The organism is Mesorhizobium sp. 2RAF45 (assembly GCF_052115225.1).
In the GTDB taxonomy this organism is placed as follows: Bacteria; Pseudomonadota; Alphaproteobacteria; order Rhizobiales; family Rhizobiaceae; genus Mesorhizobium; species Mesorhizobium jarvisii.
The window spans coordinates 57272-78056 of sequence record NZ_JBFRGG010000003.1 but is presented as its reverse complement, the minus strand read 5'-3'; the positions used below and the strand labels follow the sequence as shown (position 1 = coordinate 78056).

The following is a 20785-nucleotide window of genomic DNA, read 5'->3' as shown; positions in this document are numbered from 1 at the left end:
TCGCGAAGCGAGGTCGGATGAGGGGTGCTCCAGGGAACACCAGCGCCTCACTCCGCTGGAGCACCCCTCATCCGTCTCGGCGCTACGCGCCGATCCACCTTCCCCCACAAGGGGGGAAGGAAGAACTATGCATTCCCGATCAGCACGCCGGCCGCGAACACCAGCGCGCCGCCCAGCACCACCTGGAAGGCGGCGCGCAGGAACGGGGTCTGCATGTAGCGGTTCTGGACGAAGGCGATGGCCCACAGTTCGAAGAACACCACGATGGCGGCAACCGCCGTCGCCGTCCAGAAATGCGGGATGAGATAGGGCAATGCGTGGCCGAGACCACCGGCCGACGTCATGACGCCAGTGGTGATGCCGCGCTTTATCGGCGAGCCGCGACCCGAGAGCTTGCCGTCGTCGGAAGCGACTTCCGTAAAGCCCATGGAGATACCGGCGCCGATCGACGCGGCAAGCCCGACCAGGAAGGTCTGCCAGGTGTCGTGCGTGGCAAAGGCAGCGGCGAAGATCGGCGCCAGCGTCGACACCGAACCGTCCATCAGGCCTGCCAGGCCCGGCTGCACATAAGTCAGGATGAACTGGCGCTGCTCGGCGGCGGCCTCTTCATCCTTCACTTCGCCAGGCACATGCTTCTGCTCCAGCCGCTGGGCGAGCGTCTCGTGGCCCTGTTCGGCTATTGCCAGGTCGCCGAGAAGTTTTCGCGTCGAGGCATCGGTCGTGCGCTTTGCCGCCTCGACGTAGAACAGATAGGCCTGCCGCTCCATGGCCTCGGCCTGGCTGCGCACATGCTCGATGCCGAGCGGCCTCACCAGCCAGTCGGGCTTGCGCTCATAGTAGCCCTTCACATGTTCGCGCCGGATCAGCGGGATGCGCTCGCCGAAACGCTTGCGGAAGAGCTCGATCAGCGAGTCGCGATGGCCGTCCTCTTCCTCGGCCATCTCCTCGAACACTTTCGCCGATTGCGGGAAGTTTTCCGCCAGCCCGTCGGCATAGGCGCGGTAGATGCGCCCGTCATCTTCCTCGGATGAAATGGCCAGCGCCAGGATTTCCTGTTCGGAGAGCGATTCGAAGGGGCGGCGGCCGAAACCGAAAACACGGGAAAGCATGAGGAAAGGACCCTAGTTTAGAATTGTTCTAAACTAGGGTCTGCGGTGCTCCGGGTCAATCGCGCTGAAGTCTCGGGGTTCAAGAATTGTTGAAGCGCTTGAGCGGCGTCGACCCTTATCTATTGGCAAAGCTTCACCTATATAGCTGAACCTAAGACAAGAATGAGGATTTTGAGCGTATGACGAAGCCGCACCCCCAGCATTTCGACCCGAAACCCGTTCTCGATCTCATCGCCAGCATCGAGGCCGATCTGCAGCGCCTGAAGGGCCTGGTCGAGCAGCAGATCGAGAAATTCGACCCCGCCAACCCGCACAACAAGGCCCCCGACGGCAAGCTGACCGAGGAAGGGGTCGAGTGCTGCTACCGCATGTTCGACGAAGGCAAGTCGCGCTATTCGGTCGCCCAGCAGATGAAGATCTCATTTGCCGCCGCCACGCATCGCTTCAACAATTGGCGCAAGCTGGGCGGGACGAAGAGGCAGCGGACGTTGCTGGGGTGAGAACCCGCTTCGCCGCAGGCGAATTGAAAGGTCCGGTGGACCTTTCAAAGGTTTGAACCGGGGAGCTGCCGCAGGCAGCGGGCCCCCGGCTAAGCGCTCCGACTGCAGGAAGCAGAACATCGCAGACGTCGGCGGGACAGCACCCCCGTCTGTCCTGCCGGACAGAGGGGGGTGGCCGGCCGTAACGCTAGCCACACTTGGCACCTAGCTCACATCGCCAACTTTGTATCGGTCACATCTTTTCGTTGGCATGGCGCGGCCGTTTGCGTGCACCATGGCCGGATCACATCGCCACAGGATCCGCCATGACCACCTCTCCCGGCATCGCCGACATCCATGCTGCCGCCGCCCGCCTCTCCGGCCTGATCGTCGAAACGCCATTGATCGAATCGGCCGAGCTGAACAAACGCTTCGGCGGCCGTATCCTGTTCAAGCCGGAGACGTTGCAGCGCACCGGCTCGTTCAAGTTCCGCGGCGCCTACAACAAGCTGTCGTCGCTGAGCGAGGAAGAGCGCAGCCGTGGCGTCGTCGCCTTCTCCTCCGGCAATCATGCGCAAGGGGTGGCCGCTTCGGCGGCCATGTTCGGCGTCAAGGCGGTCATCGCCATGCCGGCGGACGCGCCGGCGATGAAGATCGGCAATGTCCGCAGGATGGGGGCGGAAGTGGTGCCGTTCGACCGCTTTCGCGATGACCGCATGACCGTGGTTCGCCCCTATATCGACAAGGGCATGGTGCTGGTGCCGCCCTTCGACGATCCGGCCATCATTGCCGGGCAAGGTACGATCGGCCTTGAACTCATGCGGCAGGCCAAAGCGCTCGGCGTCAGCCTCGACGCCGTCGTCATTCCCTGCGGTGGCGGCGGGCTGTCGAGCGGCATTTCAGTCGCGGTCAAGGACGCCTCGCCGGGCACCGCGGTCTGGGCGGTGGAGCCCGAGCATTTCGACGACACGCGCCGCTCGCTCGCCGCCGGCGCCCGGGTTTCGAACGAACCGGGTTACAGCTCGATCTGCGACGCGATCCTGACCGCCGAGCCGGGCGCCATCACCTTCGAAATCAACCGCAAGAACCTCGCCGGCGCCATCGCCGTCTCCGACAAAGCGACCGCACAGGCGATGCGCGATGCCATGGGCTATCTCAAGCTGGTGGTCGAGCCGGGCGGCTGCGTGGCGCTCGCGGCGCTGTCGTCGGGCGAGATCGAACTGTCCGGCAAATGCGTTGCCGTGGTGCTGTCCGGCGGCAATGTCGATTTCGGCACCTATGCCGAAATCATGGCGGCCGCCTGATCGCCCTATACTCTCCGGGGTGCCCACTATCGGCGCGGCCCGACGGCCTGCCATCCAACCCAAGTGGCTTGCACGTAGCGTAGCCTTTTCAGCGACCTCCTTGCGAGCGCCGGTCAGTCCAGCGTGCGCCTGAACCGCAGCAGCGCGGTGCCCGCGAAGACCAGCACGAACACGGCCAGCCAGCCGACCTCGGTGGCAATGGCATGGAAGTCGGCGCCCTTCAGCATCACCGATCGGGTGATGCGCAGGAAATGCGTCAGCGGGAAGATTTCGCCCAGCGCCTGGGCCCAGCCCGGCATGCCCCGATAGGGGAACATGAAGCCGGACAGGAGCAGCGACGGCAGGAAGAAAAAGAAGGTGAGCTGCATCGCCTGCATCTGCGAGCGGGCCATGGTCGAGATGGTGTAGCCGAGCAGCACCAGCGACAGCACGAAGACAAGCACCGACGACAACAGCAGCGTCAGGCTGCCGACGAAGGGGATATCGAACAGAAGCTTCGCCGCCACCAGCACCACCGCCACCTGCACCGCGCCGACGACAAGGAAGGGCAGCACCTTGCCCAGCATGATCTCGGCCGGACTGGACGGCATGGCGAGCAGGTTTTCCATCGTGCCGCGCTCGGTTTCGCGGGTCAGCGCCATGGCCGTCATCATCACCATGGTCATCTGCAGGATGACGCCGAGCAGACCGGGCACGATGTTGTATTGCGAAATGCCTTCAGGATTGTAGCGATGGTGCACCACCACCTGCAGCTGCTGTCTGGCATTCTCGGCGGCCGCCGGCTGCATGCCTTGCGCGCGCAGCAGCGCCTGGCTCGCCACCGTGCTCAGCGTGGAAATGGCGCCGCTCGCGGCCGAGGGATCGGTCGCGTCGGCCTCGATCAGGATCTGCGGATTGTCGCCGCGCTCGACTCGGCTGGCGAAGTCGGCCGGGATGGTGACGACGAAGGAAACGTCGCCGCGCGCCATCAGGAACTCCGCCTCTTCGGCGCTTTCGGTGACATGGTCGAAATGGTAGTAGCCCGTCACCTGCAGCGCCGAGACCATGGCGCGCGTATACTGGTCGTTGCTCATCGCCACCAGCGCCGTCGGCAGGCCCTTCGGATCGTTGTTGATGGCAAAGCCGAACAGAATGAGCTGCAGCAGCGGCACGCCGAGCATCATGGCGAAGGTGATGCGGTCGCGCCGCATCTGGATGAATTCCTTGATCAGCAGGGCACCGAGCCGGGCGAAAGAGAAGACGCTGTTCATGCCATATTGTCCTTCGACCCCGACATGAACTGGATGAAGACATCCTCCAGGCTGGTTTCGCCCGGCGCGACCGTCACGCCCTCATGCTCCTTCTCGACATCGGCAAGGGCTGCCTCGAGCTTCTTCCTGTCGGAACCGACGACATGCAGCGTGGCACCGAAAGGCGCCACCTGGTCGACGCCGGGGCGGCCATGCAGCTCTTCGCCCACCTTGGCGAGCCGTGGACCCTGCACCACGAACGTCGTCAGGCCGGCGTTTTTCACCACCTCCTCAACGGTGCCGGTGGCCAGCATCTTGCCATAGGAGATGTAGCTGATGCGGTGGCAGCGCTCGGCTTCGTCCATGTAATGGGTCGAGACCAGCACGGTGAGCCCGCCGCTGGCGAGGCGATGGATCTCGTCCCAGAATTCGCGCCGCGCCTTCGGATCGACGCCTGCCGTCGGCTCGTCGAGCAGCAGCAATTTCGGCTTGTGCATGATGCAGGCGGCGAGCGCCAGCCGCTGCTTCCAACCGCCGGAGAGCGTGCCGGCCAGCTGGTTGCGGCGCGTGGTCAGCCCGAGTTCCTCCAATGTCCTGGCGACATACTCCTCGACCGGTTTCAGCCGGTAGAGCCGCGCCACGAATTCGAGGTTCTCGCCGATCGTCAGATCTTCGTAGAAGGAGAATTTCTGCGTCATGTAGCCGACTTCGCGCTTGATCCTGAGCGACTCCGTGCGGATGTTGAAACCGAGCACCGTGCCTTCGCCTTCGTCGGGCGTCAGCAGGCCGCACATGATGCGGATGGTGGTGGTCTTGCCTGAACCGTTGGGGCCGAGGAAGCCGACGATCTCGCCTTCGGCGACCGACATCGTCACATGGTCGACGACGGTCTTGTCGCCGAACCGCTTGACCAGGCCGTGAACGTCGATGGCGTTCATTTTGCCGTTCCCGCAAGATCGACGTCGACGATCTGGCCGGGCTGCAGCGGGCCGGCGTCGCCCTCCGGCCGCGCCTCGACCAGATAGACCAGCTTCTGCCGGTTCTCGAGCGAATAGATCACCGGCGGGGTGAATTCGGGATCGGGCGAGACATAGCTGACGCGCGCCTTCACATCGGGGCCGCAGCCGTCGCAATGGACGCTGAGCAGGCTGCCGATCCTGACCGAGGCGAAGGCGGCTTCCGGTATGTAGACGCTGAGCTTGACCGCACCGTCAGGCAGCATCGAGATGACCGGCGCGGTCGGGCCGGCGGTGTCGCCGGGATTGCGGATGACGTCGTTGACGCGGCCGGGCGAAGGTGCGGCGAGCGTGCGCTTGGACAGCCGCCACTGAGCCTGCTGCAGGGCTGCCCGCGCCTGCTTGACCTGGTTGTCGGCGGCCTTGATCGTCTCGGGCCGCGCCGGCAGGCCGCCGACGGCGAGATTGGCCTGCGCCTGGCCGACCTGGGCGTTGGCGGTCTCCAGCGTCGCCGAGGCGGTGTCGTAATCGGCCTGGGTGCCGGTGCCGCGCTTGAACAGATCGGCGGCGCGGTCGTATTTGCGCTTTGCATCGTCGGCCTGCGCCTTGGCCATGTCGACCTGCGCCTTGAGTGCGGCGATCTCTTCCGGCCGCTTGCCGACCTGCAGATCGGCGAGCTGCGCCTGCGCCTGGGCGAGGCTTGCCTCGGCCTGCGCCACCGCGATCCTGGCGTCGGCGCTTTCCAGCGTCACCACCGTCGCACCGGGCGTGACGCGATCGCCGCGCTTGACGGCGACGGTCTCGACCTGCGCCACCTCGATCGGCGCCAGCAGCACATAATCGCCCTCGACATAGCCGACGGCGAGTGGAGCGGCGGGCGCACAGGCACTGAGGAGCTTGGCGGCAAGCGGCAAGGAGCAAAGGAAACTCATTGTTTTGATCCAATTGGGGGTTTTGATCCCATTTTAGGTTTTGATCCCATTCGGGCGGCCAGTATGGCGCTGAGATTGTCCGTCGTGACCGCCACGACCTTGGCGGCCTCGGCGGCGCCGATGTCGTGCCAGCCCATGCGGCGCTTCACCGCCTCGCGGCCGATGCGGAAATAGACGACCTGGCCGATCAGCGTGAACACGGTGAGCCGGGTCCGCTCGCTTTCGGCCGGCTCGCCGGTCGCCTGCTCCCAGAGATAACATAGCCGGCGATGCGTGGGCTCGAACACGCCGTCATAGATGCGGTCGAGCGCAGCGGTGGGATGCTGCAGTTCGCGCAGCAAGAATTGCACGATCTCGCCGGCGTGCGGCTGCGCCACGACGAAACCGACGATCCCCTCTATTGCGGCGAAAAGCTGCGCGCGCGCCGCCTCGGGATCGCCCGCCGGCGCGGCCTGGCCACTGGCTGGCGCCTGGCCGGCGGCCAGTGCCCGGCCGGCAACAGCCTGGACGGTTTCGACGATATAGTCGGCGACGGCGGCGCGGAGGCCCTCCTTGCCGCCGAAATGATAGGCGATCGAGCCGATATTGGCCTGCGCCTCGCCCGCTATCTCACGGGTCGAGGTGCCGTCGAAACCCTGCCGGCCGAACAGTTTCAGCGCCGCCTGCACGAGTGCTGCACGGGTCGGCTCCGGTGATGTCTCGCGGCGGGAATTTTTGGCGTCGGGCAATTTGATCATGACAGGGCTTTAATCAATCGATTGATTAAAGTCAACTTGTGTTCGGAGCTGTCTTGCCACCGCCCGCGCCAAACGCTTTAGTGCGCGGCCATGGGCAAGGAAGTCGAGCGCAAGTTCCTGGTCTCCAGCACCGCATGGCGGGAGCTGGCCGAGGCGGACATCCGCATCCGACAGTTCTATCTCGCCACGGCGCCCGGACGAACCGTCCGCATCCGCATCAGCAACGGCGCTTCCGCCAAGCTGACGCTCAAATTCGGCAGCGGCGCTCGCGAGCGCGACGAGTTCGAATATCCGATCCCGCTTGCCGATGCCCTGGAGATGCTGGACTTCGCCATCGGACGTGTCATCGAGAAGACACGTCACCATGTTAGGTATCGCGGCTATCTCTATGAAGTCGATGTCTTTGGCGGTGCACTGGCGGGACTTGTGGTGGCCGAACTCGAAACTCCGGAAGATGTGCCGGACGAAATGCTGCCTGACTGGCTCGGCCGTGAAGTGACCGGCGAGCAGAAATTCTACAACGCGTCGCTCGCCCTCGGGGGGATACCGGAGATCGCCGCATGAGCTTTCGCATCGACCCGCGCCTGCCGCTGACCGGCGAGGTCAGGCGCATCCTTGCCGCGGAAATCGGCAAGGCGCTCCAGCATCTGGATGCGGCGCGCAGCCGGCCGGAACAGGGGCTGCATAAATGCCGCAAGCGGCTGAAGAGCGCGCGTGCCTTGCTGCGGCTGGTTCATTCCGGTGACGAAACATTCTGCACGACAGAGAATCAATGCTATCGCAACGTGGCGGCGCTGCTTGCCGCCCCCCGCGAGGCGACGGCGCTGATCGAGACCCTCGACCGGCTGGCCGCAGCTTTTCCCAAGGAGAGCGCCGATGGCGGGCTCGACGCCGTGCGCGACAGGCTGGTCGCCCGTCAGCACGATTTGCATGAAGGCGCCGGCCTCGAAGCCGCGATCGGCGCGGCGACCGCTGCGTGCGAAGACGGCATGAAGCGAATCGAAAGCCTCGCCTTGCCCGACCAGCCGGAACAGGCAGCCGACGTGCTGGCCGAGGGCGCACGCGTCACTCTGCGCCGCGCCAAAAAGGCGCTCGACAAGGCCAGCGCGCGCGGCGAAGCCAATGATTTCCATGATTTGCGCAAGGCCGCCAAGACGCATGGCATGCACCTGTCCCTGCTGGGCAGGCTGTGGCCGACGCCGATCAAGGCGCGGCGCAAGGCGGTGGATGAACTGGGCGAGCGGCTCGGCGAACTGCATGACCTGTTCGTCATGCGCGCGCTGCTCGAGGCGGACGACGAGCCGCTGGGTCCGCACGAGGACACAAAGCTTCTCGGCAAGCTGTTGAAGCGCTCGGAGAAGAGCCTGAGGAAATCCTGCCTTGCCGAGGCGGCCGAGCTGTTCGGCGACAGCCCCAAGCGCTCGACACGCAAGCTGGCCCGCAAGGCGCGCGACGACCTGGCCAGCCCGGCGCCGCATGACGAGACGAACGCTTCCGCCGGCTGACCAAACGCCGGCGCGCTGGCACTCCCCCGCCGGCCCGTGCTAGTCACGCTCTACCATGACCGAGCCCGGCGACACGCTTCTGGATCGACTTGGCCGCTGGCTGGCTGGTCGGCTGCAGCAAGAATCCTCCGGCTATGAGCCCTATACCCCATCCGACGCCGAAACGCTGCGCCGCACGCTGGAGCCGGGCGACATCCTGCTGATCGAGGGCAACCAGAAGATTTCGGCGGCGATCAAATACCTCACCCAGTCGACCTGGTCGCATGCGGCATTCTATGTCGGCGACGCGCTGGCCGAACCGGAGGACGGAACCGAGCGGCGTCGGCTGATCGAGGTGACGCTCGGCGAAGGCTGCGTGGCGGTACCCCTGTCGCGCTATCGCACCTACAACACCCGCATCTGCCGGGCGAGCGGGCTGACACCGGAGGACCGCGATCATGTCGTCGCCTTCATGATCGGCAAGCTTGGCCTGAGATACGACCTCAAGAACATTTTCGACATGTTGCGCTACTTCTTCCCGACACCGCCGGTGCCGGTGCGCTGGCGCCGCCGCATGCTGGCCTTCGGCTCCGGCGATCCGACGCGGGCCATCTGCTCCTCGCTCATCGCCGAGGCCTATGGCCAGATCCACTACCCGATCCTGCCCGAGATCACCCGTGCGCCGGGCCGCGCTTCGGCGCAGTCGACCTACATGCGCAAGGAAATCCTGCACATTCGCCACCACTCGCTCTACACGCCTCGCGACTTCGACCTGTCGCCGTTTTTCCGCATCGTCAAGCCGACGCTGGAATATGGTTTCGACTACCGGCAGATGGTCTGGGACGACAAGGCTGCGGGCGCGGAGACGAGGGCCGCCGAATAGCAGATGCTAGGCCGGCATGGGGCGACGTGTCTTGGCGACCCGATCGTCGGGCCTTGCCCCGGCATCGCGCGGGTGCGGGCCGATCGGCATGATCGCGGGGAACGGCGTCGCGCCGAAGGCAAACGTGAATTTGTAGCCGGTGAGCCCGTCCTCGGGCGTCGTATGCTGGTCGTGATGGGCGAGCAGCTTGGCGCGCTCGGCCAACTCCTCGGCCTCGCGCCGTACCATCTCCGCCGTCTCCGGCCGCATCCGCCTGGAGAAGCTGACGAAGGTCGCCTCCTTGTCGATATGGGTGATGGCCCAGCCGATGAAATTCTTGTTGGTGATCTCGAACAGCGGCCTCAGCGGCCCTTCGAAATTCCACTGGATCGGCGTCTCGACCAGCAATCTTGCCGAAAGACCTCGGCCGAGCGCGATCAGGCCGAGTTCCTCGAGGTCGCGCAGATAGAGGAACATCGAGGCCTCGCTCAGGCCTTGCGAGCGCATGATGCCTTCGGGCGTGAACTTTTCCGACAGCATGACGAAGATGAACAGCAGCGCCGGCCGGCCGGCCAGCCTCTGTTCGATCTCGGGCGCGATGTGGTTGACCGGACCCGGCCCGCGGTTCATCGAGCCGAGTACGTTCTCCAGCTCGACGCCGGCGGCCGTGCAGATCTCCACCAGCCGGTCGAGCTTGCAGTTGCGCTCGTGGAAGATGCGCTTCACCGTCGGCTCGGAAACGCCCATGCGTTCGGCAAGCTCGCGATAGGTGACGCCCTTGGCCTTCAGCGTCCGCTTCAGCGCCTCGAAGATCAGACTGTTCATGGCATGCACCTCTTGCCGGCAGTTTCGTATCGATATTTGATACTAGCGGTAATCTGGCTTCCGGAAAAGTATCGAAAATCCTAGCTCTTGCCTGTCATCACAGGAGAACAGCCATGAACCGCCTCATCCTCTCAGCCTTTGCCGCCGCCATCGGAATTACCGCCGCACCCGTCGCCCGGGCCGGCGAGCTCTGGCGCGCCACGGGCCTCGAACAGCCGGAATCGGCGCTGTTCGACGCCGCCAACAACCGCATCATCGTCTCCAACATCGTAAGCAATCCCGGCGCTGCGGACGGCAACGGCTATCTCTCGGTGCTTTCCCTCGACGGCAAGACGATGACCCAGCACTGGACCGACGGCATGGACGCGCCCAAGGGCATGGCGATATCCGGCGGCAAACTCTATGTCGCCGACATCACCAAGGTCCGCGTCGTCGATCTCGCCAGCGGCAAGCTGATCGCCAGCATCATGGTGCCGAATGCCGTCTTCCTCAACGACATGACCTCGGACCAGACAGGCAAGGTCTATGTCAGCGACATGCTGGCCGACACGATCTACCGCATCGACGGCGACCGGCCGGAGCTGTTCCTCAGGGATGCGCTGCTGGCTTCGCCCAACGGCGTCTTCGCCGATGGCGACAGGCTGATCGTCGCCTCCTGGGGCAAGGGCATCAAGCCCGACTTCAGCACGGCGGAGCCAGGCGGGCTGCTCGCCATCGACCTCGCAAGCAAGGCGATTTCGCCGCTGCCCGGCGCGCAGAAATTCGCCGACCTCGATGGCGTCGTCGCCATTGGCGACACCATCTACGCCACCGCCTACATGACCGGCACGCTTTACCGATACAAGGCCGGTGGCGCACCGGAAGCGGTGGCGCATTTCAAGCCGGGCAGCGCCGACATCGGCACCGACGGCAAGTCGATCCTCTATGTGCCGCTCATGAACGAGGGCGAAATCGCGGCGCTGAAGCTGGACTGAGAGCCGGCGCCTCAGGGTCGATCCGCGCGACCTCTGGCTAACAGCCGTGGGATGGACCGTGCTACGACGGTCCATCCCACGGTGACGGTCAAGGAGGATTGCGATGGAAGACATTGCCATGGAAGACCGGGACATCCCCGTGGCTCTGGATCGTCACTGGGCCGCCTCGGATGCCGGTGATTTCGAGGCAGAGCATGAGATCTATCGGGAGGATGCGGTGCTCGACTATCCGCAATCGGGCGAGCGCATCCACGGGCGGCGCAACATCCAGGCCTCCCGCGCCGCGCAGCCCAACCGCAAGCGTTTTGCCGTGCGGCGGATCACCGGCACGGATGGTCTCTGGGTCACCGAATATGTCCTGACCTATGACGGGCGGCCCTCCTATACAGTCAGCATCATGGAGTTCCTCGACGGCAAGGTGGCCCACGAGACCCAGTATTTCAGCGACCCGTTCGAGCCGGGACCGTCGCGTGCGCAATGGGTCGAGCGCATGCCGTGAGCCATGGGGAAGATCATCCGCCGATCGCTCGTTCGGAGCTGCCTGATGATACGGCTGCGTTAGCCCGCTTCCTCATCGGCAAGCTGGTGGTGCGCGATTTGCCGGAGGGCATGGTCAGCGGCCGCATCGTCGAAACGGAGGCCTATGTCGTCGGCGACGCCGCCGGGCATGGCTTCAGGGGGATGACCCCGCGCAACCGTTCGCTGTTCCTCGAGCGCGGCCACGCCTATGTCTATCTCGCCTATGGCGTCTCCATGATGCTGAATGTCTCGAGCGAGGCGGAAGGAATCGGAACGGGCGTGCTGATCCGGGCGCTCGAGCCACTCGAGGGCATCGCCATCATGCGTCAGAATCGCGGCGTCGAGCGCTTGCGCGACCTGGCGCGCGGACCGGGCAGGCTGGCCGCGGCGCTGCGGATCGATCGGTCGCTCGACGGGCTCGACCTCTGCCGGAAAGGGCCGCTATGGCTGGCGAAGGACGGCCAAAAGGCCGGCGAGATCGGGCAGGGCATCAGGATCGGCATTACCAAGGATGCGGACCGGCTGCTGCGGTTCTATGTCAGGGGAAGCCCGTTCGTCAGCGGTCCGAGATCGCTTCAGAAATAACAGACCAGCCAGCTTTCGCAGCGCGCCGCGCTTAAGCTCTAGACGGCAATTTGCAGCGTCCCGTAACGCTTTACCTCAGCCTCGATCTCCCTGACCAGAGTCTCGAGCGCGGGGTTCCTGGGGGTGCGCGCGCGCCTGATGACATAGGCCAGGTCTGGCGGCTTGGGGAATGTGTTGTCGACAATCTCCATGTCGGGCTGCAGGTACCGCTGACTCAGGAGTGCCACGCCGAGCCCCGCGGTCACGCCTGCAATGATCCCGGCCGCGCTGGAGCATTCGAACACGGTCTCCAACACCGTATCCTCGTCCTGCCCGACGTCGATGCCCCAGCGCCGGTAAAAGCAATTCTCATCGAAGGAAAGAAATGGGACCGGCTTCCCGTTCGACAGAACCAGGTCGCGAGATTTCACCCAATGCAGCGTCTCGCGGAACAGGAGGATGTCGGCGGGGCGGACCTCGTGCTGGAATACCTGGATGATGGCGGCGTCAAGGGCTCCCTGGCTGAGCTGCTCCTGCAAGACGAGGCTCATGCGCACCTGCGTGCGGACGCTCACCTCCGGGTAGAGCCGGCGAAACCGGCCAAGAATGCGCGAAAGGTCCGTGCAGGTGGTATCCTCGGTCATTCCCAGCGCGATCTTGCCTTGCAAAGAGCTTTTCGACAGGCTCAGGACCGCCTCGTCATGGATGCCCAGAATGCGCCGCGCATAGCCAAGCAGGTCCCGTCCGGCCGTGGTGAACATCGGCGCGTTTGCTTTCCGGGTGAGGATTTCGCAGTCGAGACTCGTTTCGAGTCTCTTGATCTTGTGGCTGACGGCCGACTGCGACAGGCCAAGAATCTCGGCCGCGCGCGTGACGCCGCCGTGCTTCTCGATCGCGACCAGTGCGCGCAAGGCGTCGACATCCAAGCGGCGGCTCATCAGTCCGGTCATGACAATCCTCGCTCGAAACCAAAGAGACGCGCCAATTTCTGATCCTCCGATGCGTTTCAGGCAAGCCAGTATGGCGATTTTTCTGACTGCTTCATGATCGTATCGAAATTTGTCATGTGCAAACACGCGCTGGAGCCTTCAATGGTCTGAGCCACGTCGGCCATGCTCCGCTTCGGGGTCACGGGCCGGCTTGAACAGAGAGATTTCATGAAGCTCCCGCAAACCAGGATCCATCGCCTCGTGTGGCCAACAATGGCGACGGCGCTGGTCGTAAGCTGGAGTTCCGGCTTCGTCGGCATCCGCTACGCCAGCGAGAATGCCGATGTCATGCTGGTGCTGTTCTGGCGGACCTTGATGTCCGGGCTGATCCTCGTGCCATTTGCTCTCCTGATCGGACCGCGCGTCAACGCCCGTGCCCTTGTCCAGCAGATGGTCTTCGGCGTGGCGACGATGTTCCTCTATCTCGGCGGATTCGCGCTTGCCATCGGCCAGCGCGTGCCGACCGGCCTTGTCGCGCTGATTCCGATCTTGTCCCGCTCGCCATCGCGGCCTTGTCGCAGCCGGTTCTGGGACACCGATTGACCGGGAGACAGTGGATCGGAACGGCTCTCGGAGTGACCGGCGTTCTCATCGTTTCGCTGGACAGCCTGAGCCTCGGGACGGCCCCGGCCTGGGCATATTTGTTGACAGTCGCTTCCATGATGGTTCTGGCGCTGGCAACGGTGGTGCAGAAGCGGATGGGGACGATCAATATGCCCATTCATCAGAGCCTGTGCATTCAATGCCTGACGGCAGCAGTCCTTTTCGCCGCTTGCGCCGGATGGAATGGCGGGCTGATGCCGCCCCTCGATGCCAGGTTCGGATTCGGCATCGCCTGGCTGGTGCTGTTTTCGACCTTCTTCTGCTACGGCACGTACTACGCAAGCCTGCGCCTCTACACGGCCTCACAGGTCAGCAGCGTGATCTATCTCAGCCCACCCGTGACGATGCTCTGGGGCTGGTCGATGTTCGGCGAGCCGCTTTCGAAGGCGATGCTGGCTGGCCTTGCGGTGACGCTGTCCGGCGTCTGGTTCATCTCGTCGGGCAGCGCAGCGTCGAAGGACTTTCAGCTCAGTCAGCATCATGTCGGCTAGTCGCCGAGGCGAAATCGACCTGATGATTGATGGCGATCCACGTCAGTGTCGCTTCACCCATGGACTTCAAAGGAGGTAGTTTCATGAAACTCACAGAATTCAAAGCCCTGACCTTCGACTGCTACGGCACCCTGATCGATTGGGAGTCCGGCATGATCGCCGGCCTGAAGCCGCTGACAGAAAGGGCTGCCCGCAGCTTGAGCCGGAACGAGATCCTCGAGGCGCACGCCCGGCACGAATCCAGTCAACAGAAATGGACGCCGGGGAAACGCTACCGCGACCTCCTGCCGATCGTTTACAAGCGACTTGCGGAGGAGTGGGGTGTCGTCGCCACGCGAGAGGAATGCGTGGCGTATGGGGAAAGCGTGAGGGATTGGCCGGCTTTCGCCGACTCCGCGGAAGCCTTGCAGTACCTCAAAAAGCACTACAAGCTGATCATCCTCTCCAACGTCGACAACGAAAGTTTCTCGTTCAGCAACAAGAAGCTCGGCGTTGATTTCGACGCGATCTATACGGCGGAAGATATCGGCTCCTACAAGCCCTCCGACCGGAACTTCGACTATATGCTCGAAAAGCTCGGTACAATCGGGGTAGAAAAGCGAGAGGTCCTACACACCGCGGAAAGCATGTTTCACGATCACGCTCCCGCAAATCGCTTCAGCCTGACATCGTGCTGGATCTATCGCCGGCATGCGGATCAGGGCTTCGGCGCCACGATGAACCCCGGCGATGCACCGACGGTGGATTTTCGCTTCGACAGCATGGCCGACCTCGTGAAGGCGCACGCTGAAGAAATACGGGGCGCTGGCCTCTGAGCCGCCAGGCTGCCTATTGCGTGGCATCAACCGCCGGCGGAACCGTCAGTTGCGCCCGCGCATCGCTGATCGAAGCGGCATAGGTCACCAGCGGCCGCTTGACGCCGTGGTTGATCAGGGTGCGCCGTATCTGCGGAGAGGCACCCGATATGATGAAGCGCACACCGGCGCGCCTGGCCTTGTGGGCCGCGCTTTCGATGACATTGGCGGCCGTCGAATCGAAGAAAGGCACCGCCGAGCAGTCGAGGATGAAATTCTTACGCTGGTCGGCAATGCGGTCGAGCACGCCGCCGACGGTGGAAGCGGCGCCGAAGAAGAAGGCGCCCGAGATGCGGTAGACGACGGTGTCGACGTCGCTCGCCTCGCTGGCATCATAGGCGCGACCGCTGCTGTCGGCGACATCGTCCTGCACCAGATCCGCCTCGACAGCGATCGACTTGGCCATGCGGTCGATGAACAGGATCGAGCCCAGCGCGAAACCGACGACGATGCCTTCGGTCAGGTCGCGGAAGACGACGATCAGGAAGGTCGCCATCAGCACCAGCGCGTCGCCGCGCGAGGCGCGCAACAGCGTCGCGAAGGCCTGTTTCTCGAACATGTTCCAGCAGACCACCGCCAGCACGCCGGCAAGCGCGGCAAGCGGGATGTAGCTGGCCAGCGGCGCGGCCACCAGCATGAAGACCAGCAGGAACAGTGAATGCAGCATGCCCGAGACCGGCCCATGCGCGCCGGCCCGCACATTGGTGGCGGTGCGGGCGATGGTGCCGGTGACGCAGATGCCGCCGAACAATGCGGATGCGGTGTTGGCGAAACCCTGCGCCACCAGCTCGCAGTTGGAACGGTGCCGCCGGCCGGTCATGCCGTCGGCAACCACGGCCGACAGCAACGATTCGATGGCGCCGAGCAGGGCAAAGGCAATGGCGTCCGGCAGCACCGCGACGATCTTGCCCATGCTGAGCGTCGGCAGCGTCGGAAACGGCAGGCTGCGGGGAATGCCGCCATAGCGCGTGCCGATGGTTTCAGCCGGCAACGCCAGCAGCGCCACCACCAGCGAGGCAAGTCCGACGGCGATCAGCATGCCCGGCCAGCCCGGCCGCCAGCGCTTCACCGCGACAATGGTGACGATGGTCAGCACCGCCACCAGCGTCGCCGAGATGTTTACCGTGCCGGCCGCCTGCCCGATCGCCATCAATTTCGGCAGCAGCGGCCCCGGCTCCGGCCCCGCAAGCTTAAGCCCGAACAATTCGACGATCTGGCCGGAGAAGATGATGATCGCAATGCCGGCGGTGAAGCCGACCGTCACCGGATAGGGGATGAATTTGATGTAGGTGCCAAGCCTGAGATAGCCGATGGCGAGCAGGAACACGCCGGCCATCATCGTTGCCAGAAGCAATCCATCGACACCTTCGCGCTGGACGGTCGCCGCCACCAGCACGATGAAGGCTCCGGCCGGCCCGCCGATCTGGAAGCGGCTGCCGCCGAATGCCGAGATGATGAAGCCGCCGACGATGGCTGTGAACAGGCCGCGCTCCGGCGTCACGCCGGAGGCGATCGCAATCGCCATCGACAGCGGCAGCGCCACGATGGCGACGGTCAGCCCGGCCATGAAGTCGGCCTTGAACTGCGGCAGGTGGTAACCTTCGCGCCAGACCGTCACCAGTTTGGGCGTGAACAATTCGGCAAATGTCGGGCTTGCCGACCCTTGGGCCGACCCTTGGGCCGACCCACGAGTCGATTTGTGGGCCGACCTTTGGGTCGATTGATGCACTGCCTGCCGTGTCTGATCCATGGACTGCCTTCCGCACATGAAGGCGGCGGGATCGTCGGCAGGAATGTCGGCGGTCGCCGTCGCGACTTATGCCGGCTCAGCCCTGGGATCTGGCGGCACGGCGGGTTTGAGGCGCACGCCCCTGCCGCCGCGCTCGCTGGCCTGGTTCTCGCCGATCAACTCCACCCCGGCCTCGTCGAGCGCCTGGATGACCTTCATCAGCGTATCGACCACGCCCCGGACCACGCCATCGCTCGCTTCCATGCGCTGGATGGTCGGAAGCGAAACGCCTGCGCGTTCGGCGAGCGTCTTCTGGTCGATGCCGGCCAAGGCCCTTGCGGCACGCATCTGCGCGGCAGTGATCATCGGCCGGACCCCATGTCTGAGTCTGCAGGAATAAGGTATAATACCATTGTCATGATGTTTCAAGCATCAATATGAATGTCTGAGGCGTAAGCGCCTTCGCCTGATTGTCCATTTTTTCCGATACTTCCCGAGGATTGCAGGCTAGGGTGCTGCCCATCTGGGCAGGGGGTAACGCGGTGAATATTTTCAAGACCTTGATGACATCCGCATGCCTGCTTTCGATGGTTCTGGCTCTGGCAGGCTGTGGTGGACACCTCATCAACCGCTTGATCTGAGCGCAAGCCCGAGGGTGCGGTCAGGCGCCATCGGCATCGTCGCTCACCACCTTGCGGCGCTGCAACACACGCGCCACCAGCCAGCACAGCATCGCCCAGGCGAAGCCCGCGCACCAGCCGGCCAGCACATCCGACGGCCAGTGGACGCCGAGATAGATGCGGCTGACGCCGACCAGCACCGTCGTCAGCACGGCCAGCGACAAGACGTAGATCTTCGTCGCCCTGCCATGCAGGAAGCGCGCCGCGAGCGAACCAAGCGTGAGATAGGTCACCGCCGACAGCATGGCGTGGCCGCTTGGGAAGGAAAGCGACGTCTCGCTGACCAGATGCGAAACGAGCTCGGGCCGCGGCCGGTCGACGCCGACCTTCAGCAGGCTCGACAGCACCTGGCCGCCGGCCACGGCGACGAAGATGAGAAGTGCCGTCCCCGGCCGGCGGATCAACAGCAAATAGAGGATCGTTGCCGTCGTGATCAGCACCAGCACGCTGGCGCTGCCGAGGCTGGTGATGTCGCGCATCGCGCCTTCCAGCCACGATGGGCCGATCGGGATTGCCGGTTGGCCAACCTGGCGGAAGGCAAGCAGGATTTCGGTGTCGAAGGCGTGCGACGCGGTTGCCCGCGCCACCTCCATGAGCTCCACGAAGCCCCACAGGCCGCCGGCGATGACCAGGCCGGCCAGCAGCACCGGGAATTCGATGCGGTTGAGCAGGGTGCTTGCGGTGTCTTTCATCGGGCCGGTGTCGCAATCTTCATCTCGATCAACGCCCCTGCAGATAGGGCCCAAGCGTGATCAGCGCCACTGCGGCGATCGCCAGCACGATGCCGGTGGCCTGCAGCGCGTTGACGCGCTCGCCGAAGAACACCAGCGCCACGACGTTGACCGAGACAAGCTGGATGACCGCCGAGAGGCTGAACGACACCGACATGCCGAATTCGCGGATCAGCCGCAGCATGATCAGATTGCCCAGCGAATAGAGCGCGAGCGTCAACAGGATCTTGCCGAGGCTCGGCGCCAGTCCCCATTGCTTGGCGGCGGTCGCCGCCAAAAGGAAGATCACCGTCGAAAAGCCAAGCTGCAGCAGTCCCGAAAAACTCAACGTCCCATCCCCCTCGAAGCGGCTGCCGCCGCATGTGCCGCGGACCTTGTTTCCGAAGCGCCTCGAGACGTCAAGCGACCTCGTTCTAACGACAGGGTCTTGGCAACGGCAAGACTGAGGCTCAATGTGCGATGTCGCCCAGCTGTTCGATGGAAGGGCGGTCAGGGGATCATGATTCGCATTCTGCAGAATTTGGCGCGGCGCTGGAGCGAGCTTTCGCTTGCCCTGCAATTCCTCGTTGCCGGCGGCTTTGGCCTGCTGGCCGTCATGCTGGTGGTGGGTGCCTGGGTGACGTCGCAGATCCGGGACGGCGTCACCCGCAATTCGGCAGCCACGACGGCGCTCTATGTCGACAGCGTGATCGCGCCGCTGCTGCCGGACCTGCGCAAGAGCGAGGAGCTCAGCGAGTCCGTCAAGCAGGCGCTCGACGAGACGCTCGGCCAGGGCGCGCTCGGCAAGCGCCTGGTCTCGTTCAGGCTCTGGCGCCGGGACGGCACCGTGCTCTACGCGAAAGATGCAACTTTGATCGGCCGCCGCTTTGATCTGACCGACGATCTGCGGTCCGCCTTTCAGGGCAACGTCACCGCCCAATTCGATACGTTCGACGAAACCGAAAGCAAGGAGCAGGCCGCGGGCGTGCCATTGCTGGAGATCTACAATCCCGTGCGCGAACCCTGGTCGGGCGAGGTGGTGGCCGTCACCGAATTCTTCGAGGTCGCCACTGATTTCAAGGCCACGCTGGCCTCTGCCCTGCTGTCGAGCTGGCTGATCGTGGCCGGCACCACCCTGACGGCTTTTCTGCTCCTGTCGAGCATCGTGCTGCGCGCCAGCCGCACCATCGACGATCAGCGCGGGGCGCTGCGCCGCCAGGTGTCGGAGTTGCAAGGCCTGGTGACGCAAAACAGCGCCTTGCGGCAGCGTGTGCAGAGGGCGTCCCGCCGCGCCACCGCGCTCAACGAACGATATTTGCGCCGGATCGGTGCCGACCTGCATGACGGACCGGCGCAACTCGTGGCCCTGGCGGCGCTGCGCATGGACAGCCCGGTATTCTCCGGCGACGGCCATTGGGGCGAAAACCGCGCGACCGAGGTCGCGATGATCCGCAAGACGCTGGAGGATGCGATGCGCGAAATTCGCGGTATCTGCACCGGTCTCGTCTTGCCGCAGATCGAAACTGCCGCGGCAACGGACATATTGCGGATGGCGGTCGACGAACATCAGCACCGGACGGGAACGTCCGTGCTGCTCACGCTACCCAGGCATTTGCCTGAGCTCGGCACTTCCGAAAAGATCAGCATCTATCGTTTCGTGCAGGAAGGGCTGAACAATGCCTATCGCCACGGGCGGGCCAAGGATCAGACGGTGCGGGCCGGGATGAAGAATGGCAGGCTTTTTGTCGAAGTGTCGGACGGCGGGCCGGGTTTTGATCCGGCGCGGGTCGACGGGTTGGGGCTCGCCGGCCTCAGGGAGCGGGTCGAAAGCATTGGCGGCCAGTTCGAGACCTTGACCGGAGCGCAAGGCACGCGATTGGTGATCAGTCTTTCGATCGAGGAGCAAGCATGATTGGCGCTATCCGCATCGCTATTGTCGACGATCATCCGCTGTTTCGCGAAGGCGTGACGCGCAGCCTGTCGGAGATCGGAGGTTTCGAGATCGTCGGCGAAGGCGCGACAGCGCAGGATGCCGAACGCATCGCCTCGACGGTGCAGCCTGACATATTGCTGCTCGACATCTCCATGCCGGGCGGCGGCCTGTCCGCGGTTGTCAGCATCCTCGCCGACCATCCTGCCCAGAAGATCGTCATGCTCACGGTTTCGGAGACCAATGCCGATGTAACCACGGCGCTGAACGCAGGCGTGCAGGGCTATATCCTCAAGGGCGTCGGATCGCGCGCGCTCGCCGACATCCTGCGCAATGTGGCTGCCGGCGAGGGCTACCTTACGCCGACGCTGTCGGCACGGCTGCTTTCCGATCTCCAGTCCCCGCAACCTGCCAACGGCGTGGCGGACCGGTTGCGGCAACTGACTGAACGGCAGACGGAAATCCTGCGGCTGGTGGCGGAGGGGCTCAGCAACAAGGAGGTTGCCTTGCGCCTGGAGCTGCAGGAGAAGACGGTCAAGCACCACATGACCGGGGTGCTGTCCAAACTCAATGTGCGAAACCGCACGGAAGCGGCTCTCATGGTGCGCGAGTTCCGCGACCGGGACAGAAACCGCTCTTAGAGCAATTCCAGGAAAAGTGTGAAACGGGTTTCCCGGGCAAAGCGCATGGCGCTTTTCCCTTGGGAATCGCGGCAAAACAAACAGTCAGGCCATTGCGGACCCGCGCAAGGGCCGGACAAGGGAAGATCACCTCCGCCGGGGGCGGCGGAGGTGACGTGTGAAACCGGCCGTTGCCTGCTAGCCA

Annotated in this window: 22 protein-coding genes and 1 pseudogene; 12 read left to right on the top strand and 11 right to left on the bottom strand. The window is 64.2% G+C overall.

Going from position 1 to position 20785, the window contains the following annotated elements:
• Positions 1-125 precede the first annotated feature (125 nt).
• Complete coding sequence (gene mbfA, locus AB4Z43_RS09795) at positions 126-1109, bottom strand: iron exporter MbfA (RefSeq protein WP_441937181.1); 984 nt, start codon at positions 1107-1109, stop codon at positions 126-128.
• Between the two features lie 179 nt (positions 1110-1288).
• Between mbfA and AB4Z43_RS09790 the strand changes: the two genes are divergently transcribed.
• Complete coding sequence (locus tag AB4Z43_RS09790; RefSeq protein WP_019862259.1) at positions 1289-1609, top strand: hypothetical protein; 321 nt, start codon at positions 1289-1291, stop codon at positions 1607-1609.
• 305 nt (positions 1610-1914) lie between these two features.
• Complete coding sequence (locus AB4Z43_RS09785; protein ID WP_064982308.1) at positions 1915-2892, top strand: threonine/serine dehydratase; 978 nt, start codon at positions 1915-1917, stop codon at positions 2890-2892.
• A gap of 113 nt (positions 2893-3005) precedes the next feature.
• Here AB4Z43_RS09785 and AB4Z43_RS09780 read toward each other — a convergent pair whose 3' ends face one another.
• The 4 genes from AB4Z43_RS09780 to AB4Z43_RS09765 are packed head-to-tail and all read right to left on the bottom strand — an operon-like array spanning position 3006 to position 6746.
• Positions 3006-4142, bottom strand: coding sequence for an ABC transporter permease (locus tag AB4Z43_RS09780; protein WP_441937179.1), 1137 nt, complete (start codon positions 4140-4142; stop codon positions 3006-3008).
• Positions 4139-5059, bottom strand: a complete 921-nt coding sequence (locus tag AB4Z43_RS09775) for an ABC transporter ATP-binding protein (RefSeq protein WP_441937177.1) — start codon at positions 5057-5059, stop codon at positions 4139-4141. Before AB4Z43_RS09775 ends, AB4Z43_RS09780 begins: the two co-directional genes overlap by 4 nt.
• A complete protein-coding gene (locus AB4Z43_RS09770) occupies positions 5056-6009 on the bottom strand; it encodes an HlyD family secretion protein (RefSeq protein ID WP_441937175.1) in 954 nt (317 codons plus the stop codon). Before AB4Z43_RS09770 ends, AB4Z43_RS09775 begins: the two co-directional genes overlap by 4 nt.
• Positions 6006-6746, bottom strand: a complete 741-nt coding sequence (locus AB4Z43_RS09765) for a CerR family C-terminal domain-containing protein (RefSeq protein WP_064982301.1) — start codon at positions 6744-6746, stop codon at positions 6006-6008. The genes AB4Z43_RS09770 and AB4Z43_RS09765 overlap by 4 nt, the downstream gene beginning before the upstream one ends.
• 90 nt (positions 6747-6836) lie before the next feature.
• Between AB4Z43_RS09765 and AB4Z43_RS09760 the strand changes: the two genes are divergently transcribed.
• The 3 genes from AB4Z43_RS09760 to AB4Z43_RS09750 are packed head-to-tail and all read left to right on the top strand — an operon-like array spanning position 6837 to position 9113.
• On the top strand, positions 6837-7310 hold the full coding sequence (locus tag AB4Z43_RS09760) for a CYTH domain-containing protein (RefSeq protein ID WP_202379578.1): 474 nt from the start codon (positions 6837-6839) through the stop codon (positions 7308-7310).
• Complete coding sequence (locus AB4Z43_RS09755) at positions 7307-8251, top strand: CHAD domain-containing protein (protein WP_019862252.1); 945 nt, start codon at positions 7307-7309, stop codon at positions 8249-8251. The genes AB4Z43_RS09760 and AB4Z43_RS09755 overlap by 4 nt, the downstream gene beginning before the upstream one ends.
• 55 nt (positions 8252-8306) lie before the next feature.
• The gene (locus tag AB4Z43_RS09750) at positions 8307-9113 is read left to right on the top strand and encodes a lipo-like protein (RefSeq protein WP_202379580.1); all 807 of its coding nucleotides are present in this window, start codon (positions 8307-8309) and stop codon (positions 9111-9113) included.
• Between the two features lie 6 nt (positions 9114-9119).
• Here AB4Z43_RS09750 and AB4Z43_RS09745 read toward each other — a convergent pair whose 3' ends face one another.
• The gene (locus AB4Z43_RS09745) at positions 9120-9917 is read right to left on the bottom strand and encodes a helix-turn-helix domain-containing protein (RefSeq protein ID WP_441937172.1); all 798 of its coding nucleotides are present in this window, start codon (positions 9915-9917) and stop codon (positions 9120-9122) included.
• A 113-nt stretch (positions 9918-10030) separates the two neighbouring features.
• Here AB4Z43_RS09745 and AB4Z43_RS09740 point away from each other — a divergent pair, with 113 nt between their 5' ends.
• The 3 genes from AB4Z43_RS09740 (at position 10031) to AB4Z43_RS09730 (ending at position 11995) form a co-directional block, all read left to right on the top strand.
• On the top strand, positions 10031-10891 hold the full coding sequence (locus AB4Z43_RS09740) for an SMP-30/gluconolactonase/LRE family protein (protein ID WP_441937170.1): 861 nt from the start codon (positions 10031-10033) through the stop codon (positions 10889-10891).
• A 118-nt stretch (positions 10892-11009) separates the two neighbouring features.
• Positions 11010-11390 (top strand): nuclear transport factor 2 family protein, encoded by a 381-nt coding sequence (locus AB4Z43_RS09735; RefSeq protein ID WP_038653595.1) that lies wholly within the window; start codon positions 11010-11012, stop codon positions 11388-11390.
• On the top strand, positions 11369-11995 hold the full coding sequence (locus tag AB4Z43_RS09730) for a DNA-3-methyladenine glycosylase (RefSeq protein ID WP_019862248.1): 627 nt from the start codon (positions 11369-11371) through the stop codon (positions 11993-11995). The genes AB4Z43_RS09735 and AB4Z43_RS09730 overlap by 22 nt, the downstream gene beginning before the upstream one ends.
• 38 nt (positions 11996-12033) lie before the next feature.
• On the opposite strand, the gene AB4Z43_RS09725 is transcribed toward AB4Z43_RS09730, so the two are convergent.
• On the bottom strand, positions 12034-12924 hold the full coding sequence (locus AB4Z43_RS09725; protein ID WP_019862247.1) for a LysR family transcriptional regulator: 891 nt from the start codon (positions 12922-12924) through the stop codon (positions 12034-12036).
• Between the two features lie 207 nt (positions 12925-13131).
• Between AB4Z43_RS09725 and AB4Z43_RS09720 the strand changes: the two are divergent.
• Positions 13132-14057 (top strand): annotated as a pseudogene (locus AB4Z43_RS09720) (DMT family transporter).
• 83 nt (positions 14058-14140) lie between these two features.
• Positions 14141-14872: a haloacid dehalogenase type II gene (locus AB4Z43_RS09715; RefSeq protein ID WP_441937167.1), complete on the top strand. Its 732-nt coding sequence runs from the start codon at positions 14141-14143 to the stop codon at positions 14870-14872.
• Positions 14873-14885: 13 nt separating this feature from the next.
• Here AB4Z43_RS09715 and AB4Z43_RS09710 read toward each other — a convergent pair whose 3' ends face one another.
• From AB4Z43_RS09710 to AB4Z43_RS09695, 4 genes are all read right to left on the bottom strand, one after another.
• Positions 14886-16661: a SulP family inorganic anion transporter gene (locus AB4Z43_RS09710; RefSeq protein ID WP_441937165.1), complete on the bottom strand. Its 1776-nt coding sequence runs from the start codon at positions 16659-16661 to the stop codon at positions 14886-14888.
• Between the two features lie 66 nt (positions 16662-16727).
• Entirely contained in the window at positions 16728-17006 is a 279-nt protein-coding gene (locus AB4Z43_RS09705) for a helix-turn-helix domain-containing protein (protein ID WP_010912541.1), read from the bottom strand.
• 295 nt (positions 17007-17301) lie between these two features.
• Positions 17302-18012, bottom strand: coding sequence for a phosphatase PAP2 family protein (locus AB4Z43_RS09700; RefSeq protein ID WP_064982293.1), 711 nt, complete (start codon positions 18010-18012; stop codon positions 17302-17304).
• A 28-nt stretch (positions 18013-18040) separates the two neighbouring features.
• Complete coding sequence (locus tag AB4Z43_RS09695) at positions 18041-18379, bottom strand: hypothetical protein (protein WP_019862242.1); 339 nt, start codon at positions 18377-18379, stop codon at positions 18041-18043.
• Positions 18380-18550: 171 nt separating this feature from the next.
• Here AB4Z43_RS09695 and AB4Z43_RS09690 point away from each other — a divergent pair, with 171 nt between their 5' ends.
• The gene (locus AB4Z43_RS09690; RefSeq protein WP_027047576.1) at positions 18551-19942 is read left to right on the top strand and encodes a sensor histidine kinase; all 1392 of its coding nucleotides are present in this window, start codon (positions 18551-18553) and stop codon (positions 19940-19942) included.
• Positions 19939-20601, top strand: coding sequence for a response regulator (locus AB4Z43_RS09685; protein ID WP_202361202.1), 663 nt, complete (start codon positions 19939-19941; stop codon positions 20599-20601). Before AB4Z43_RS09690 ends, AB4Z43_RS09685 begins: the two co-directional genes overlap by 4 nt.
• Positions 20602-20785 lie beyond the last annotated feature (184 nt).